General features: G+C 67.0%; 15 protein-coding genes. 9 read left to right on the forward strand and 6 right to left on the reverse strand.

All coding sequences use genetic code 11. The features are described from left to right. The first annotated feature begins 6 nt into the window (after positions 1 to 6). From FVP77_RS12280 to FVP77_RS12290, 3 genes are read left to right on the forward strand one after another with little or no spacing between them, the layout of a single operon-like run. A complete protein-coding gene (locus FVP77_RS12280) occupies positions 7 to 999 on the forward strand; it encodes a Gfo/Idh/MocA family protein (protein WP_187266930.1) in 993 nt (330 codons plus the stop codon). Further along, positions 996 to 1,487: a gluconokinase gene (locus tag FVP77_RS12285; protein WP_147894881.1), complete on the forward strand. Its 492-nt coding sequence runs from the start codon at positions 996 to 998 to the stop codon at positions 1,485 to 1,487. The genes FVP77_RS12280 and FVP77_RS12285 overlap by 4 nt, the downstream gene beginning before the upstream one ends. After that, positions 1,480 to 2,562, forward strand: coding sequence for a LacI family DNA-binding transcriptional regulator (locus FVP77_RS12290; protein ID WP_147894882.1), 1,083 nt, complete (start codon positions 1,480 to 1,482; stop codon positions 2,560 to 2,562). The genes FVP77_RS12285 and FVP77_RS12290 overlap by 8 nt, the downstream gene beginning before the upstream one ends. A 183-nt stretch (positions 2,563 to 2,745) precedes the next feature. Here FVP77_RS12290 and FVP77_RS12295 read toward each other — a convergent pair whose 3' ends face one another. Further along, positions 2,746 to 3,633, reverse strand: coding sequence for an SMP-30/gluconolactonase/LRE family protein (locus tag FVP77_RS12295; RefSeq protein ID WP_222707730.1), 888 nt, complete (start codon positions 3,631 to 3,633; stop codon positions 2,746 to 2,748). Positions 3,634 to 3,758: 125 nt separating this feature from the next. Next, entirely contained in the window at positions 3,759 to 5,591 is a 1,833-nt protein-coding gene (locus FVP77_RS12300) for a flavin-containing monooxygenase (protein ID WP_147894884.1), read from the reverse strand. A gap of 189 nt (positions 5,592 to 5,780) precedes the next feature. On the opposite strand from FVP77_RS12300, the gene FVP77_RS12305 reads away from it, so the two are divergent. Further along, complete coding sequence (locus FVP77_RS12305; protein WP_147894885.1) at positions 5,781 to 6,239, forward strand: MarR family winged helix-turn-helix transcriptional regulator; 459 nt, start codon at positions 5,781 to 5,783, stop codon at positions 6,237 to 6,239. A 354-nt stretch (positions 6,240 to 6,593) separates the two neighbouring features. On the opposite strand, the gene FVP77_RS12310 is transcribed toward FVP77_RS12305, so the two are convergent. From FVP77_RS12310 to FVP77_RS12325, 4 genes are all read right to left on the reverse strand, one after another. Then, complete coding sequence (locus tag FVP77_RS12310) at positions 6,594 to 7,085, reverse strand: hypothetical protein (protein ID WP_147894886.1); 492 nt, start codon at positions 7,083 to 7,085, stop codon at positions 6,594 to 6,596. A gap of 66 nt (positions 7,086 to 7,151) precedes the next feature. After that, the gene (locus FVP77_RS12315; protein WP_147894887.1) at positions 7,152 to 7,937 is read right to left on the reverse strand and encodes a glucosamine-6-phosphate deaminase; all 786 of its coding nucleotides are present in this window, start codon (positions 7,935 to 7,937) and stop codon (positions 7,152 to 7,154) included. Then, a complete protein-coding gene (locus FVP77_RS12320; protein WP_147894888.1) occupies positions 7,930 to 9,087 on the reverse strand; it encodes an MFS transporter in 1,158 nt (385 codons plus the stop codon). Before FVP77_RS12320 ends, FVP77_RS12315 begins: the two co-directional genes overlap by 8 nt. Then, the gene (locus FVP77_RS12325) at positions 9,084 to 9,956 is read right to left on the reverse strand and encodes a MurR/RpiR family transcriptional regulator (protein ID WP_246134095.1); all 873 of its coding nucleotides are present in this window, start codon (positions 9,954 to 9,956) and stop codon (positions 9,084 to 9,086) included. Before FVP77_RS12325 ends, FVP77_RS12320 begins: the two co-directional genes overlap by 4 nt. Positions 9,957 to 10,152: 196 nt before the next feature. Here FVP77_RS12325 and FVP77_RS12330 point away from each other — a divergent pair, with 196 nt between their 5' ends. From FVP77_RS12330 to FVP77_RS12350, 5 genes are all read left to right on the forward strand, one after another. Next, a complete protein-coding gene (locus FVP77_RS12330) occupies positions 10,153 to 11,712 on the forward strand; it encodes an ABC transporter substrate-binding protein (RefSeq protein WP_147894889.1) in 1,560 nt (519 codons plus the stop codon). A 62-nt stretch (positions 11,713 to 11,774) separates the two neighbouring features. After that, complete coding sequence (locus FVP77_RS12335; RefSeq protein WP_147894890.1) at positions 11,775 to 12,746, forward strand: ABC transporter permease; 972 nt, start codon at positions 11,775 to 11,777, stop codon at positions 12,744 to 12,746. Continuing rightward, entirely contained in the window at positions 12,743 to 13,630 is an 888-nt protein-coding gene (locus tag FVP77_RS12340) for an ABC transporter permease (RefSeq protein ID WP_147894891.1), read from the forward strand. Before FVP77_RS12335 ends, FVP77_RS12340 begins: the two co-directional genes overlap by 4 nt. After that, positions 13,631 to 14,539 carry an N-acetylmuramic acid 6-phosphate etherase gene (gene murQ, locus FVP77_RS12345; protein ID WP_147894892.1) on the forward strand — a complete coding sequence of 303 codons (909 nt, stop codon included), beginning with the start codon at positions 13,631 to 13,633 and terminating at the stop codon, positions 14,537 to 14,539. It begins immediately after the preceding gene. Then, positions 14,539 to 15,708, forward strand: a complete 1,170-nt coding sequence (locus tag FVP77_RS12350; protein ID WP_147894893.1) for an anhydro-N-acetylmuramic acid kinase — start codon at positions 14,539 to 14,541, stop codon at positions 15,706 to 15,708. Before murQ ends, FVP77_RS12350 begins: the two co-directional genes overlap by 1 nt. The last annotated feature ends 1 nt before the right edge of the window (position 15,709 follow it).

Consider the following 15,709-nt stretch of genomic DNA (forward strand, 5'->3'; position numbering starts at 1 on the left):
GTCATCGTGGGAATCGAAGCAACGGTGCTCCGGTGGGGGGTCATCGGCACGGGTCGTATCTGCGAAACGTTCGTGCCGGACATCCAGGCCGCGGGCGGGCGGGTCGTCGGGGTGTGGGGGAGAACCGCCGAGAAGACAGACACCTTCGCCCAGGAACACGACATCCCTTTCGCGACCTTGGATCTCGAGCAGTTGCTCGGGCGTGACGACATAGACGTGGTCTACGTCGCTACACCGCCCGCGACCCACCTGGACCTCTCAGTTCGGGCACTCCAGGCGGGAAAGCACGTCCTCGTGGAGAAGCCCATGGCTACTTCCGCCGCGGATGTCGAACAGCTCTTTGACGTTGCTCGGTCTCACGACCGGTTTGTCATGGAAGCAATGTGGATGAAGTTCAATCCATTGCACGTCGAGGTGGTCCGGCGCATCCAAGCGGGACTCATTGGCGAACCGCGATACGTACGTGGTGCGTTCGGGATGCCGTTTCCCGCCGGCGGCAGCCGTTGGGATGCTGCACTCGGGGGGAGCACCGTATTGGACCAGGGCATTTACCCGGTGACGTTAGCCATCTGGGTACTCGGACAAGCAACCGAGTTGCTGGCTACTGGCACAGTCCGTGACGGCGTTGACGTGACGGCGCAGATCTCGATGGTGCACGAGAACGGACGCACTTCTCAGTTGGCGTGTTCAGTCCTGGAATTTGTTGACCCCTCAGCTTCGATGAGTGGAACAGCCGGGTGGGTAGAGATCCCCGCAATGTTCTGGGCGACCGACGTGGCGCACCTACACGCGGGATCTACGGGGGCTCTTTTCGGAAAGCCCGAGCTACTGACGAGGCCTCGAGAGGGCAACGGGTATATCCCCATGATCCGATCCGTGACCAAGGCCATCAGCTCAGGCCACCGTCAACACCCAGAACATGACCTGTCGGCCACAAGGTCCGTGGCGCGAGTACTGGACGCCGTCCGCGCACAGATCCACGGAGAAGTTCGCGCATGACCGCAATCGTCGTCATGGGCGTCTCCGCAGCCGGCAAGACCTCGGTCGCGCGCGAGCTCTCCTCCCACTTCGGTGCCTCCTGGGCAGACGCTGACCACCTGCACCCCGCCTCCAACGTCGCGAAGATGGCTGCCGGGCATCCTCTCAACGACGAGGATCGCTGGCCGTGGCTAGACATCGTCGGGGAGCGACTGGCAGCTGACTCAGACATCGTCGTCGCCTGCTCGGCACTTCGGAGGGTCTACCGCGACCGGCTCCGCGCAGCACGCCCCGATACGCTGTTCTTGCTGCTGCATGCTGAGCGTTCTGTTTTGGCGTCTCGAGCTGCTTCGAGGAAGGATCACTTCATGCCGCCTTCCCTCCTGGACTCTCAGCTCGCGACTCTCGAGACGCTTGAGAGAGATGAGCGCGGAGTCATCATCGACGTCGAGCCGCCACTACACATCGTTGTGTCTGAGGCCACGGAATGGATTTCGCAGAATGCCTGACGAAGAGGGCGCGGCCAACCTCGCAGTAGCAAAGTCGGAAGAGCTCACCGCGAAGCTTCGCAGGCGCGGTGGCGCCGCCACGATCTACGACATTGCTGAGCTCGCCGGGGTGAATCCGTCGACGGTATCGCGAGCCCTGTCGAAGCCGGGACGCATCAGCGCCGCGACGGAAGCGAAGATCCGGGCGGCAGCCGACCAACTCAACTTCCGGTTCAACCCGATGGCTAGGGCGCTCCCGACTGGCCGAAGTCACACGCTCGCGTTGGTCGTGGCCGACATCACCAACCCGGTTGTATTCGGCATCGTGCGCGGCGCTGAACAGGCCGCCAGCGCCGCGGGCTACACACTCGTTATTGCTGAGTCTCAGGAATCTGGCGAAGCCGAGGCCGAGGCCATTGAGCGGCTCATGCCCAGCGTGGACGGCCTGGTGATGGCGACCACGCGACTCTCCGACGAGAGAATCGTCGACATCGCGGGCCGCAAGCCGGTGGTGCTCATCAACCGTGCCGTCGACAGCGTTCGTGGAGTTCTTCCCGACATCGAGAGTGGAGTAATCGAGCTGCTCGCTCACCTGACCGAGCTAGGGCATCGCTCCATCGTCTACCTGGCCGGGCCGGAAACGTCCTGGATCAGCGACCGACGATTCGAGCACATGCTTGAAGCGTCCGAACGCCTCGGGCTCGGACTGGTCGAGATCGGACCGAACGCTCCGACAATCGATGGCGGTCGCGCAGCACTTCGCCGTGTCATCGCGGCACGCGCCACTGCAGCGATTGCGTTCAACGATCTGATGGCCATCGGCCTCATGCAGGCCGCGGCGGACGCCGGCGTCGTCGTCCCAGGGCAGCTAAGCGTTTCCGGGTTCGATGACATTTTCGGCAGTGAGCTGATCTCACCTCCGCTGACAACGGTTCGAGCGCAGCTGGTTGAGGCCGGCGAGCGTGCAGTGACAGACCTTCTCGCAACCCTTGCGGGGGAGACTGACAAATCTTCCTCCCCTCTTCTCACTACCTCGCTCATCGTGCGGGGGTCTACCGGCATCGTTCCGCAGCCGGACAACGCGACCGCTAGATAGCGTCGCGGGAGCCCGGTGTGGTCGATGCCAGGGCGGGCGGTGTCATTGACGGCAGCGAGCGTCCCGCACTGAGCTTCGGGTTCGAGGAGTCGTCCTCAAACTCGGTCTGACCCGGCCGCGTTGGGGGGAGGCCGGGGGCGATGGAGAGCACCTCGCCTAGGGAAGAGGTGCTCTCCATCCGTCCTAGCCCCCGTTTGACTGCTGGATGCCCTCAGCCAGGGCCTCGAACGAGTAAAGATACCCGCCGGCGGTGCCACTCACCGTGGCGTAAGCGGTCGATGTGCCGGGCGCAATGGCGATGTTGGTCGCCGAGCTCAGGCCGCCAGCATCCTCATCCGGGATAGTCACCGTTGTCAGCAGCTGGCCTTCGTCGTCGTACACGAGGATTTCCGGTCTCCCATGCAGGCCCACGTAAAGGTTCCCGGCCGAGTCGACAGCAATGGAGTCCACCTGACCGATACCGGCAGAGGCGTAGATTGCCGGATACGCAGTCGCGACCTCGTCGCCCCCGGGGGTCAGCGTCAGGCGGTCAACGCGGTTGCCTGTGTTCAAGCTGACCCAGAGTGCGTCTTGCTCCGGTGAGAACGCGATCCCATTCGGCGACGGCAACTCGTCGGCGAGAACGGTTGCGGAACCGCTCTGCGAGTCGACTCGGATCACCCGCCCCGTCGGTTCCCAATAGGGGGCCTGAGCACCTGCGGCGTCCGTGATGTAGAGCGAACCGTCCGGGCCGAATGAAAGATCGTCGGGTTGCATCGGGACGCCGTTCACAGGCCCAGTGAAGACCTTCTCGACGTCCGAACCCTCCTCGGACATGCTGAGGACGGCTCCCCCGAGGTAGTCCGTCACGTACAGGCGTCCGTCTTCCGGGCCGATCTGTGCAGAAGTCAGAGCACTGACGTCGTCGGTGTAGACCGATTCCGAAGTCTTCGCCTCGACATCGACACGGATTACCTTCGCCCCGCCCGGGGGTGCGGTTACGTCTACAAGGTAAAGATCCCCATCGGCACCAAACGTCGGGCCCTCCAACAGGGTCATCCCCGTCGCCTCGTGAACCTCCGTGACCTGCATCACCCGCTCCGCGGTTTGCACGCCGGCCTGTGGTGGCGGAGGGGAAGGGACAGGCGCATCTTCCGGCGCCGCCGTGCACCCGGCTAGGAGCACAACGGCGGCCGCCACCGCGAACCCAGCACGCCTCATCGCGACACCCCCATTTCCGCTCCGACCAACACGTCGGTCATGCCGTCATCCCGCCAAGCACGAAGCAGGCGATGGAAAGCAACGGGTCCGGGACTGTAAGACGCCCCCGCAATAGTGCGGCTCCCCTCACCGTTGTAATACCCGGGCGTGCATTCCGCCTGAAACCGACGGTTGTCCGCCGCGCTCTCATGGACGGTGCGCACCCACTCGTCCTCAGCCTCTTCTGATGGCTCCAGATACCGGGCTCCGGCCTCGCGTCCGCGGGCAATCATCGATGCGATGTGCTCGGCCTGCTCGAGCAGAATGTGCGCGAAGTTCACGGAGTTTGCGTTCTGGATAGCGCTCAGATGGAAGAGGTTGGGGAACCCGTGGGATGAGAACCCGTGCAGCGTTCGCGGACCTTGCGCCCAGGCCTCCAGGAGCGTCCGCCCGTCACGACCGACCACGGGAAGTGTCCCCGACATCACGCCCGAGATGCCCACTTCGAAGCCGGTGGCGAAGATGACACAGTCGACCTCGTAGGCGGCGTCGCCGACGACGACTGAGGTCTCGGTCATCCTGGTGATGCCCCCCGCGTTGGCCGTGTCGACGAGGGTCACGTTGGGGCGGTTGAAGGTCGGCAGGTACGTGTCGCTGAAGCCGGGCCGTTTGCACATGTATCGATACCAGGGCTTCAAAGCCTCAGCTGTAGCGCTGTCTCTAACCTCCTCTTCAACCCTCGCTCGGAGACGGTTCATCGTTGCGAGGTCAGCCAGCTCGTCGCGAATCTCACGTTCCACCGGGTCGAGAGAACTGTCGACAGCGCCGGAAAGGATCTGCCGCTGGAGCGTGGTCGTGGCGGTCCAGCCGTCGTCGACGAGACTTGTCTCGACGGGCTCCCCAGCGAGAACGGCCAGAAAATTCTCCATGCGCTCGCGTTGCCAGCCAGGGCGGAGCGACTCGACCCACTTCGGGTCGGTTGGACGGTTGTCCCGGACGTCCACCGTGGAGGGTGTGCGTTGGAAGACGACGAGCTGGTCTGCGTCCTTGCCGAGGTGAGGAATGATCTGCAGCCCCGTGGCACCCGTTCCCACTACTGCGACCCGCTTGTTAGCCAATCCGGTGAGGTTGCCGTCTGCGGATCCTCCTGTATAGCCGTAGTCCCACCGGCTGGTGTGGAACGTGTGGCCTCGGAAGCTTTCGATGCCGGGAATCCCCGGGAGCTTTGGTTGCGTGAGCGTTCCGGATGAAGTGACCACGAAGCGAGCCCGGAATCTATCCCCGCGGTCCGTCTCTACCAACCACTCGTCCGACCGCTCGTCCCATTCGAGCCTCGTTGCGCGAGTATGAAACAGGGCGTCGGCGTACAACTCGTAGTGACGAGCTATCGCGACGGAATGAAGGCGAATCTCCTCGCCCGGAGCGTAACGCTCGCTAGGCATCGTCCCGACCTCCTCGAGCAGAGGCATGTAGACGTAGGACTCGATGTCGCATCGAACCCCCGGGTAGCGGTTCCAGTACCAGGTCCCACCAACGTCTCCGGCCTCGTCCATGAGCCTTACTGACTCGATACCAGCCTCTTTGAGCCGAGACGCCGTAAGGAGCCCCCCGAGCCCGGCGCCGACGACGAGAACCTCGACACGGTCGGTCATAGGGGCGCGGTCGGTCCACTCCGTATAAGGATCCTTTGCGTAATAACCGAACTCCCCGGCTGCTCGGCGGTACTGAGTCGCCCCATCCGGACGAATCCTGCGGTCCCGCTCGCGTCGGTACTTCTCTCGAGCGAATTCGAGGTCTAGGTCTGGGTGGGGGGAGCCCTGGGCATCGGTGGTGGCGCTGGCGGCGGTCATCGGTCTCACTCTCGTCGGTGCGCGCGGCGTCGGACCACGGCTGGCCCTCAACATCAACGAAAGTGCGCATGCGCTCTCGTTGATATCGGTACGCCGACACGACTGTGGATCGGATAACTTGCTGTTCAGAAAGGTTAGCCTTGGGCTAAGCATTACACCTGGGCATCGCCTGGCAACTACGGTTGGGTCATGACTGACGGCGAGCGTGAGAAAGCCTTGTCGGACATCGAGGCGCTGACCCTCGCCATCACGGTGCGGTCGATTCCGCGAGTCCTCGAGCCCCTCATGACGACCGATCTCACGATCCAGCAGCTCAAAGCGCTCACGGTCATCGTCACGACGGGGGCGGGCGCCACCGGCGCCGGTCTCGCCGACAAGTTCGGCGTCTCCATGCCCTCCATGTCGAAGCTCATTGACCGCCTTGTCACTGCCGGACTCGCCGTCCGGGAAGGTGATGGAGGGGATCGACGGGTGCGTCGAATCCACGCCACCGACCTTGGGCGAGCCGTCGTTCGCGAACTCATGGCCACCCGGCCTGAACTGAGTGAGGATGTCCTGTCTCGGCTCAGTCAGGATGAATTGGAAGCGCTCGTGACGGGGCTTCGGGCGGTGAGTCGGGAGCTGCGTCCCGCCCGTTCCGCAGGCTGAGCGGGCCTGTTCGCGCTTGCCTGGCCCAGGGAAGGGCGGTGTTCGTACCGATGACCGCTCATCACCGACCTGGAGATCCTCGGCGAAGTGCCCCCGCCCCGGGGCTGGGGCGTCTGGGATGACGACCTCGCTCGATGGCCCCCCCGCCGGCTCGGGTGACGCCACGCGGCCTACTCTCACGGCGGTGTGCGCATGAGGTGATCGAGCGACGTCGCGCGCCTGTCGAGAGTGGGCCCGCCGGCTGCGAAGGGGCCGCGGACCGGCGGGCCTATCCTCGATTCGGAGTATCCCCCCGATTGGATTGGTAGTCCAGAGCGATTCCGGCCGGTGGACGCCGGAGCTCGGCCCTCGCGGTCAGCCCGAGTACGTCAGGCTGACCCAGGCCAGCAGGCTGAGCGCCGCTATCGGGAAGACCAGTGCTGCGACGAACGCCCCCATCGTCACGCCCGCGGTGAAACGACGCTCGAACGACGTTCCCGCAGGTCGGGCCGACGCATAGATCCAGGCGGCGATGCTCACCACGGCGATGGTCGCGACACCCACCCAGGGGGCGAACGACCACCCCCATACTTGCGGGAACAACACGCCGAGAAGGAACAGCGGCGCCCCGAGCGCAGACCCGATGGCCGCGATCGTGCTGGCGACGAGGGTGAGCGCGTTGAGGAAGATCAGCGAGTTCAGCCACGCCCAGCGTTCGGTCACGACGTAGGCGGCGTCGCCGCCGTGGGCCTCGGCGACGTGGGTGGCACGGTCGGACACCGCGGGTTCGCGTCGTCCGTGCCGGCCGCGCGTGGCCTGAACGAACGGGCATCCCGGCGCCGTGCAGGCGAACACTGTCTGCGTCACGTGCTCACTGCATGTCTCGACGGCGCGCCGCGATTCACGCGCGTCGCTCGTGGGAGCGGCGCCCGGTCAGAGGGACTGCCAGGTGGGCTTGTTGGCGAATGTGTAGCGGTAGTAGTCGGCGAAGGAGAGCCGGGAGGCGGCGGCTTCGTCCACGATGACGGTGGCGTGGGGGTGCAGTTGGATCGCGGATCCCGGGCTGCTGGCCGAGACCGGCCCTTCCACCGCGGCTGCGACGGCGGACGCCTTCTCGTCACCGAAAGCCAACAGCAGCAGGTGGCCCGCCCGCAGGATGGTGCCGATCCCCTGCGTGATGCAGTGCACGGGAACGTCGTCGGGGCTGCTGAAGAAGCGCGCGTTGTCGGCACGCGTCTGTTCCGTCAACGTCTTCACCCGGGTGAGTCCTGCGAGCGACGATCCCGGTTCGTTGAACCCGATGTGACCGGTGCGACCGATCCCGAGGATCTGCAGATCGATACCACCGGCGTCCCGGATGGCGGCCTCGTAGGCGTCGCCCGCGTGCGGGATGCGGGAGGGGTCGCCGTCGGGAACCTGCACCCGCGCAGGATCGAGCCCGAGCGGCTCCACGACCTCCCGTGTGATGACCGCGCGGTAGCTCTGCGGGTGCGTCACCGGCAGCCCGACGTACTCGTCGAGGGCGAAGCCTCGCACCCGGCTCAGATCGACCCCGGCGGAACGGACCCGTGCAGCGAGGGCCGTGTAGGTCGTCAGGGGGGTGGAACCCGTCGCCAGGCCCAGGACCGCGTCGTCTTTGCGCGCCAGCAGCGTGAAGATGGTGTCGGCGGCCAGCTCGCCGGCGGCCTGCTGGTCGGGAACGATGATGACTTCAGCCATGACGCTGTCTCCTTGATCGAGGGATGCTGGTCGCTGATCCGACGAGCACGAGGGCGACGACCGCGACGCACGCACCGGCGAGCGTCGCGAAGGTGAGAGCGCTGCCGGGCTGTTGACCGACCGCGAGCAATCCGAGCGGCAGCAACGCGCCGCCACCCGCCCCGCACGCGATGATCGCGGCGGACACGCGCGGCGCCGCGCGGTCGTCCGTGCGATCCAGGGCGGTACCGAGGACGATCCCGTAGGTGGGCGCCATCGCGACGACGGCCACGGCGAGGCCGCCGAGGGCGACCGCGGGGGTCTGGTCGGCGGTGACGGCCGCCATCATCAGGGCGACTGCGGCGAGCGTCGAACCGGCGGTGAGGGTGAACCGCGGTGTCGACCCGGCGCGCAGCATCCCGGCGGCACACGCCCTGCCGCCTGCCATGAGTGCCCAGAAGATACTCGTGCCGAGCACCGCGAATGAAGAATCGATGTGCAGAAGCTCGAACGGAATCGCCGACGACCAGCCCGAGATGACCGACTCGACTCCGACGTAGACGGCGATGGCTGCGGCGAGGGCGACCAGCGGAGCGGTCAACGACAGTCCCGCCCGCCGTACGGGCGCGCCCGCGCGCACCGGCACGCGCAGACGCAGAAGCGCCACTGCGGCCAGCGCATTGATCGCGGCAGGAAGCAGCAGGGGAACGATCGAGCCGGGTGCGGCGAGCATCATCGCGCCCAGCGCCAGCGGGCACAGGCACGCCGCGAGGGCGACGGTGGTCGTCAACCCGGTCAGGGCGCGGGCCGCCGACTGCTCGGCAGTCATCTTGGCGACGACGCCGATCCCGCTCTCGGTGAGACCGAACCCCACACCGGCGAGCCCGGCGGCGGCGATGAAGAGGGTGGGCGACCACGAGAACGCCGCGAGGCCCAGCCCCGCGGTCTGAAGCGCCGTTCCCGCGAGGACGACACGCGTGACCTCGATGGACGGGGGCAGGAGCGCGGACACGCAGACGCCGGCCAGCAGGCCCAGGAACAGCAGCGGCGCGGCGGCGAGCACACCTTCGCCGAGCTGCGACTGAGCCGCGGGCAGCACCGCCGGCACGGATGAGGCGGTCGCCCCCATGCCGGCGTAGGCGAGATGGAGGCGACGCGAGGCGCTCGTCATGACCCTCGTACGCGGCGGGACTGCACGGCGGCGTACGTGCGCCGCAGATCGGCGATCGACTCGTCGTAGTTCTCCTTCGCCACGGCGATGAACAAGCAGTCCACGACCATGAGCTGGGCGATGCGACTGCCCAGCGCGCCGGATCGGAAGACGGTCTCTCGTGCGGCGGTGGTCAGCACCACGTCGGCGTGCTCGGTGAGTTCGGATGCGTCGTGGTTGGTGATGGCGATGGTGGCGGCGCCGGCTCCGCGCGCGATGGCGAGGAAGTCGATGGTGTCCGCCGTATTGCCCGAATGGGAGATCGCGACGGCGACGGACCCGTTCCGCAAGGTGGCCGCCGACGTCCAGGCGCTGTGGGAGTCCGACCAGCTCAGCGCCACCCGCCCGATGCGGGTGAGCTTCTGCTGCAGGTCGAGGCCGACGAAGGCGCTGGCCCCCACCCCGAAGATGTCCACCCTCGAGGCCTGGCCGACGAGTTCCGCTGCGCGCGCGAGCTCGTCGATGCGGAGCGCCTTCGCGGTGTCGGCGAGGGACAGCGTCTCAGCCATGGAGATCTTCGCGACGACGTTCTCGAGGGAGTCGTCCTGGTCGATGTCGCCCGAGACGTCCGACAGCGCAGCGGTCTCGAAGTTCTCGCGGGCGACCGCATTGAGGACGTCGATGCGCAGATCTTGCAGCCGCGGGTATCCCAGTCGCTTGCAGAGCCGGATCACCGTCGTCGTGGAGGTGCTCCCCTTCGCGGCCAGCGCCGCGACCGACAGTGCGGAGGTCTCGGTCGGATCGGTGAGGAACAGTTCCGCGATGCGGCGCTCGCTCGGCCTGAGATCCGGGAGGAGGGAACGGATGCGGATCAGGACGGGAGGATTCACGTCAGCCACACTGTTGCGGTCCGTCACCCTGGCTCCTCATGTTTCGGCGATGTGAGACAAATGTAACGGTTGAGGGTCAAGAAGTACATGTGTTAGCTTGCCCAGGTACTTTTAGTACCACCCACCCCATGCTTATCGAGCTCAGTGAGGCGTTCGATCCACCATCGTCGCCTCCCTCACCCACCAGGGAGTATCCATGAAGGCAGGAACTCGCGCACAGCGGGCCACCATCGCCACCATCGCCCTCGCCGCCGGCACGGCTCTGACGCTCGCGGGCTGCTCCGCACCGTCGAGCACGACGCCGTCCGACGATGCCGCCGCCGTCACGGGCGGCAACCTCGTCGTCGGGGTGACCGCGGAGCCGGACAACCTCTACCCGTGGACGGCCACCCAGTTCCAGGCCGTGAACGTCCTGCAGAACGTCTACGGCACGCTGACGGAGTACGACGAGGACCTCAACGTCGTCCCCGGTCTCGCCGAGTCGTGGGAGGTGTCGGAGGACGGGCTGACGCTCACCTTCGACCTGCGCGACGGTGTGACCTTCGAAGACGGCAGCGCCTTCGACTCGGCCGACGTGAAGTACTCGCTGGACGCGATCAAGGATGAGGCGACCGCGGCCGTATCGCGGGCTACCCTCACCAGCGTCGCGAGCATCGAGGCTCCCGACGCTGACACGGTGGTGCTCACCCTCACGGCACCCGACGCGGCGCTCCCGTCGAACCTGGCCACGATCAACATGGCGATCCTGTCGTCGGACGACACCGCCGAAGCGCTCGCCACCGCACCGAACGGCACCGGGCCGTTCTCGTTCGACTCGCGAATCCCGAACCAGTCCCTGACGCTGACGCGCAACGACGCCTACTGGGGCGAGGCCGCGTCGCTCGATTCGGTCGAGTTCCGCATCATCCCCGACGAGACGTCCATCGTCTCGGCCATGCAGTCCGGAAACGTGCAGCTCGCCGTCCTCAGCGACCCGCTCGTCGCGCAGACGGCCGAGACCGGCACGACGACGGTGGAGCGCACCCCGCAGCTCAGCTACCACGCCCTCCAGCTCAACGCGAGCAAGGGCGACCTCGCCGACGTGAACGTCCGTCTCGCGGTCCAGTGCGCGATCGACCGGCAGCAGGTGCTCGACACGGCCGCCCTGGGCGAGGGAGAGGTGACCGGCCCCATCACGTCACCGGCATTCCGCTCCGACCCCGCCGCGCGCCCCTGCCCCGAGCGCGACCTCGACAAGGCCGCGCAGTACCTCGATGACGCGGGCAAGTCCGGTGGTGTGACCATCGACGCGATCGTGAACCAGAGCGGCTATGCGACGTCGGTCGCCGAGGCCCAGAACCTGGCGGCGCAGCTCGCCGAAGCCAACATCACGCTCAACCTCGAGGTGCTCGAGTCGGGTGCGTACGTCGATCGCTGGGTGGCGGGAGACTTCGACGCAGCCGTCGCGCTGAACGGCGGCCGTCCCGACCCCGACGGCGCCTACTCGCGCTACTTCACCAGCACGGGCAACCTCAACAAGGTCGCCGCGTACAGCTCGCCCGAACTGGATGGGCTGTTCGCCGAAGGACGCGCCGCCAGCGACCAGGGCGAGCGCGAGGACATCTACGCCCAGATCTCGGAAGACCTCGAAGACAACGCCCCCTGGATCTGGCTGTTCACCGGCTTCAACTACACCGCCATGAACGGCGTCACCGGGTTCGTCCCCCTGGCCAACGGTTCGCTGCAGTTCCTGCGCACCGCGTCCCTGACCGCGTGACACGTCCGGCAGCGGCGCGGGAGCACCTTCCCGCGCCGCTGCCCTTCAACCGAACGAGACTCATGCTCCGCACAATCTCTCGAAGCCCCGTTCTCCGACGCATCCTCACGATCGTGGGGACCCTCTTCGGGGTGGCTGTCGTCGTCTTCGTGATGCTCCGCGCCATCCCCGGCGACCAGATCACCGCCGGTCTCGGCACCGAGGCCGCCGCGCTCACCCCCGAGCAGCGCACTCAGCTCGAGGCCTATTACGGGCTCGACCAGCCCCTCGTCGTGCAGTTCTTCTCGTGGCTCGGCAACATGTTCGTCGGGAACTTCGGGTTCTCGTCACGAGCACAGGAGAGCGTGCTCGCTCTGACCGCGATGTCGCTCCCGGTCACCCTCGAGCTGGCGGTGATCGCGATCATCCTCGCTCTCGTCATCGGCGTTCCCCTCGGCATGCTGTCGGCCTCCAAGCCCGACTCGGCCCGCGACGCCGTCGGGCAGACGGTGGCCCTGGCGGGTCTGTCGGTCCCGGCCTTCCTTCTCGGCACGACCCTCCTGTCGGTGTTGTCCGCGAACCTCGGATTCAACCCGAACGGCCAGGCTTTCGCCTACTTCTTCCAGAACCCGATCCTGAACCTGCAGCAGATGCTGCTGCCGGCGCTCGTGCTCGGCTTCGGGATCGCGGCGCCCATCATCCGCACCACGCGCGCCGCCGTCCTCGAGATCCGCTCGAACGACTTCATCCGCACCGCGCGGGCGAAGGGCGTGCCGCCGCGGCGACTCCAGTTCCGCCATGTGCTGCGCAATGCGCTCGTGCCGATCGTCACGATGACCGGTCTCCAGTTCGGCTACCTGCTCGGCGGCGCCGTCGTCGTGGAGCAGATCTTCTCCCTACCGGGTGTCGGGCGTCAGGTGCTGCTCGGCATCCAGCAGAAGGAGTACGCCCTCGTGCAGAGCACGGTCCTGTTCATCGCGTTGGCCTTCGTCATCGTCAACCTGCTCACCGACCTCATGTACCGAATCATCGACCCGAGGGTGCGTGCCGCATGACCGATATCGCACAGTCCGCCGCCATCGCCCCCGGCGGCGGGCGGGCCACGGAGCGCATCCGTCTGCTCCTCAGGAGCAAGACGGGTCTCGCCGGCCTCATCATCGTGACGCTGCTCGCGCTGGTGAGTCTCGCTGCCGCGTTCAACCTGCTGCCCTACGACCCCATCGCCCAGGATCCGCCGGCGCGGTTGCAGCCGCCGTCCGCGGCGCACTGGTTCGGGACCGACCAGTTCGGCCGTGATGTGTTCTCGCGGGTCGCGTCGGGTGTCGCCAACTCCGCGGTGGTCGCGCTGGTCGCCGTGGCGTTCGCCACCGTCGTCGGCACCCTCGGCGGTCTCGTCGCGGGCTTCTATCGCGGACCCGCCGACGCCGGCATCAGCGGCGTGACGAACGTCCTGTTCGCCTTCCCGCCCTTGCTGCTCGCCCTCGCGCTCGCATCCGTCTTCACGCGCAACTGGTTCACGGTCGCCGTGGCGATCGCCATCGTGTACGTACCCATCTTCATCAGAGTCACCCGCGCGCCGGTCCTCTCCCTGAGGGAGGTCGACTACATCAAGGCGGCCACCAGCACGGGGCAGCGGCGGTCGGCCATCATGTTCCGTCACGTGCTGCCCAACATCACCTCGATCGTCATCGTGCAGGTCACGTTGTCGCTGTCGTGGGCGGTGCTCACCGAAGCATCCCTCAGCTTCCTCGGTCTCGGGACGCCCCCGCCGGCCGCATCGCTCGGATCGATGATCTTCGACGCGCGCACGCTCGTGACTCTCGCCCCGTGGAACATGATCGCGCCCGGCCTCGTGATGGTTCTGCTCGTCGTCGGGCTGAATCTGCTCGGCGACGGTTTGCGCGACGCTCTCGACCCCAGAAACAGAGGCAAGAAGTAGATGACCTCCCACGACGTCCTCGCCGCCCTCACCACCGAGGACAGCGACCCCCGATACGCCGCCATCGACACGCAGTCCGTCGACGAGCTCGCACGGCTCATGAACGAGGCGGACGCCACCGTGCCCGCCGCCGTCAACGCGGCCCTCCCTCAGATCGTTCCGGCCATCGAAGCCCTCGTCGACCGGATGTCCAAGGGGGGACGACTCATCTACGTGGGGGCGGGAACCCCCGGTCGCATCGGTGTTCTCGATGCATCCGAGTGCCCGCCCACGTTCAACACTCCGCCCGAGCTCGTGTTCGGGATCATCGCGGGCGGACCGATCGCGGTCAGTAACCCCGTCGAGGGCGCCGAGGACGACAGCGGGGCCGGCGCCGCGGCGATCGACGAGGCAGGTGTCGGCGAGCTCGACACGGTCATCGGGATCGCCTCGAGCGGACGCACCCCCTACGTCGTGGCCGCCGTCGAACGCGCCCGACAGCGAGGCGCGTTGACCGTCGGGCTGTCGTGCAACCCCGACACGGAGCTCAGCGCCGCGGCCGAACACGGTATCGAGGTGAACGTCGGGCCGGAGTTCGTCAGCGGTTCGACCCGGCTGAAGGCCGGTACCGCTCAGAAGCTCGTGCTGAACATGTTCTCGACCATCGCCATGGTGCGTCTGGGGAAGACCTACGGCAACCTGATGGTCGACGTGCGGGCCACCAACCACAAGCTCCGTGAACGCGCCATCCGTATGGTCGCTCAGATCGCGCAGGTGAACCGCGATGTCGCCGAACGGGCCCTCGTCGCCGTCGATTTCGATGTCAAGAGCGCTTCCGTGATGCTCGTCAAAGGGATCGGGCGTACCGAGGCCGCTCACGCTCTGGACGAGGCGGGGCATCGGCTTCGTGTCGCCCTGGAGGCCTCCTGATGCGCGTCGCCGGACTCATCTCGGGCACGTCGCACGACGGCATCGACGTCGCTGTGGTCGAGTTCGCCGCGGAGGGCACGAGTCTCGTCGGGCGGGTGCTCTACGACGGCAGCGTTCCGTACGACCCTCAGCTGCGGGCGCGGCTGATCGCGGCACTCCCGCCCGCTCCGACGACGCTCGATGAGATCACCCAGCTCGACACGCTGATCGGACAGGCCTTCGCCGACGTGGCGCAGATGGCCGCCGATGCGGTCGGCGGTGTCGACGCGGTGTGCAGCCACGGGCAGACCGTCTTCCACTGGGTGGACGGTCAGCACGCTCTCGGCACGCTCCAGATCGGACAGCCGGCGTGGATCGCCGAGCGCCTCGGCGTGCCCACGGTCGCCGACGTCCGCATCCGCGACATCACCGCGGGCGGTCAGGGCGCGCCGCTGGTGTCGTTCCTCGACGAGCTCCTCCTCCGCGACCGCGGGCGAGCCGGGGCCCTCAACCTGGGCGGCATCTCGAACATCACCGTCGTCGATGGAGCGGATGTCTTCGCCTACGACATCGGGCCGGCGAACGCGCTCATCGACGCGGTCATCGTCGCGCGGGGACTCAACCCCTTCGGTTACGACGACGACGCCCGCATCGCCCGATCGGGCCACGTGCACGGGGCCCTCCTGGATTCGTTGCTCGCAGACCCGTATTACCTCCTGCCGGCGCCCAAGAGCACGGGCAAGGAGCACTTCCACCTGGATTACGTCAACGCCCATCTCGACCGGCAGCCCGGAGCGATCCCCTCGGAGGACGTGATCGCGACGCTCACCGAGCTCACGGTGCGGACGGTGGCCGATGCCATCCGGCGCACCGGGTTGACCACGTTGGTCGTCTCGGGAGGCGGATGCCGCAACCCCCTCATCCTCGACGGGCTCACGGCCAGCCTGCCGGAGGTCGATGTGCTCCTCACCGACGAACTGGGCGCACCGGCGGACAGCAAGGAGGCCATCCTCTTCGCGCTCATCGGCTGGTGCACCCTTCACGGAGTCGCCGGCGTCGTGCCCGGGGGCACCGGGGCGTCCGCACCGCGCATTCTCGGCACCATCACCCCCGGGGCGGGACCCCTCGTGCTGCCCACCGCCGCGGAGGGTGTCACGTCGCTCCGGCTCGAAGCGAACGCGCGGGGATGAC

Source organism: Microbacterium hatanonis, from assembly GCF_008017415.1.
GTDB lineage: Bacteria > Actinomycetota > Actinomycetes > Actinomycetales > Microbacteriaceae > Microbacterium > Microbacterium hatanonis.

What these genes read in the sequence shown, in the direction of transcription:
- FVP77_RS12285 (WP_147894881.1), top strand. Translation starts at nt 996, where the DNA reads ATGACCGCAATCGTCGTCATGGGCGTCTCCGCAGCCGGCAAGACCTCG.
- FVP77_RS12290 (WP_147894882.1), top strand. Translation starts at nt 1,480, where the DNA reads ATGCCTGACGAAGAGGGCGCGGCCAACCTCGCAGTAGCAAAGTCGGAA.
- FVP77_RS12295 (WP_222707730.1), bottom strand. Translation starts at nt 3,633, where the DNA reads ATGCAGGTCACGGAGGTTCACGAGGCGACGGGGATGACCCTGTTGGAG.
- FVP77_RS12300 (WP_147894884.1), bottom strand. Translation starts at nt 5,591, where the DNA reads ATGACCGCCGCCAGCGCCACCACCGATGCCCAGGGCTCCCCCCACCCA.
- FVP77_RS12305 (WP_147894885.1), top strand. Translation starts at nt 5,781, where the DNA reads ATGACTGACGGCGAGCGTGAGAAAGCCTTGTCGGACATCGAGGCGCTG.
- FVP77_RS12315 (WP_147894887.1), bottom strand. Translation starts at nt 7,937, where the DNA reads ATGGCTGAAGTCATCATCGTTCCCGACCAGCAGGCCGCCGGCGAGCTG.
- FVP77_RS12320 (WP_147894888.1), bottom strand. Translation starts at nt 9,087, where the DNA reads ATGACGAGCGCCTCGCGTCGCCTCCATCTCGCCTACGCCGGCATGGGG.
- FVP77_RS12330 (WP_147894889.1), top strand. Translation starts at nt 10,153, where the DNA reads ATGAAGGCAGGAACTCGCGCACAGCGGGCCACCATCGCCACCATCGCC.
- FVP77_RS12335 (WP_147894890.1), top strand. Translation starts at nt 11,775, where the DNA reads ATGCTCCGCACAATCTCTCGAAGCCCCGTTCTCCGACGCATCCTCACG.
- FVP77_RS12340 (WP_147894891.1), top strand. Translation starts at nt 12,743, where the DNA reads ATGACCGATATCGCACAGTCCGCCGCCATCGCCCCCGGCGGCGGGCGG.
- murQ (WP_147894892.1), top strand. Translation starts at nt 13,631, where the DNA reads ATGACCTCCCACGACGTCCTCGCCGCCCTCACCACCGAGGACAGCGAC.
- FVP77_RS12350 (WP_147894893.1), top strand. Translation starts at nt 14,539, where the DNA reads ATGCGCGTCGCCGGACTCATCTCGGGCACGTCGCACGACGGCATCGAC.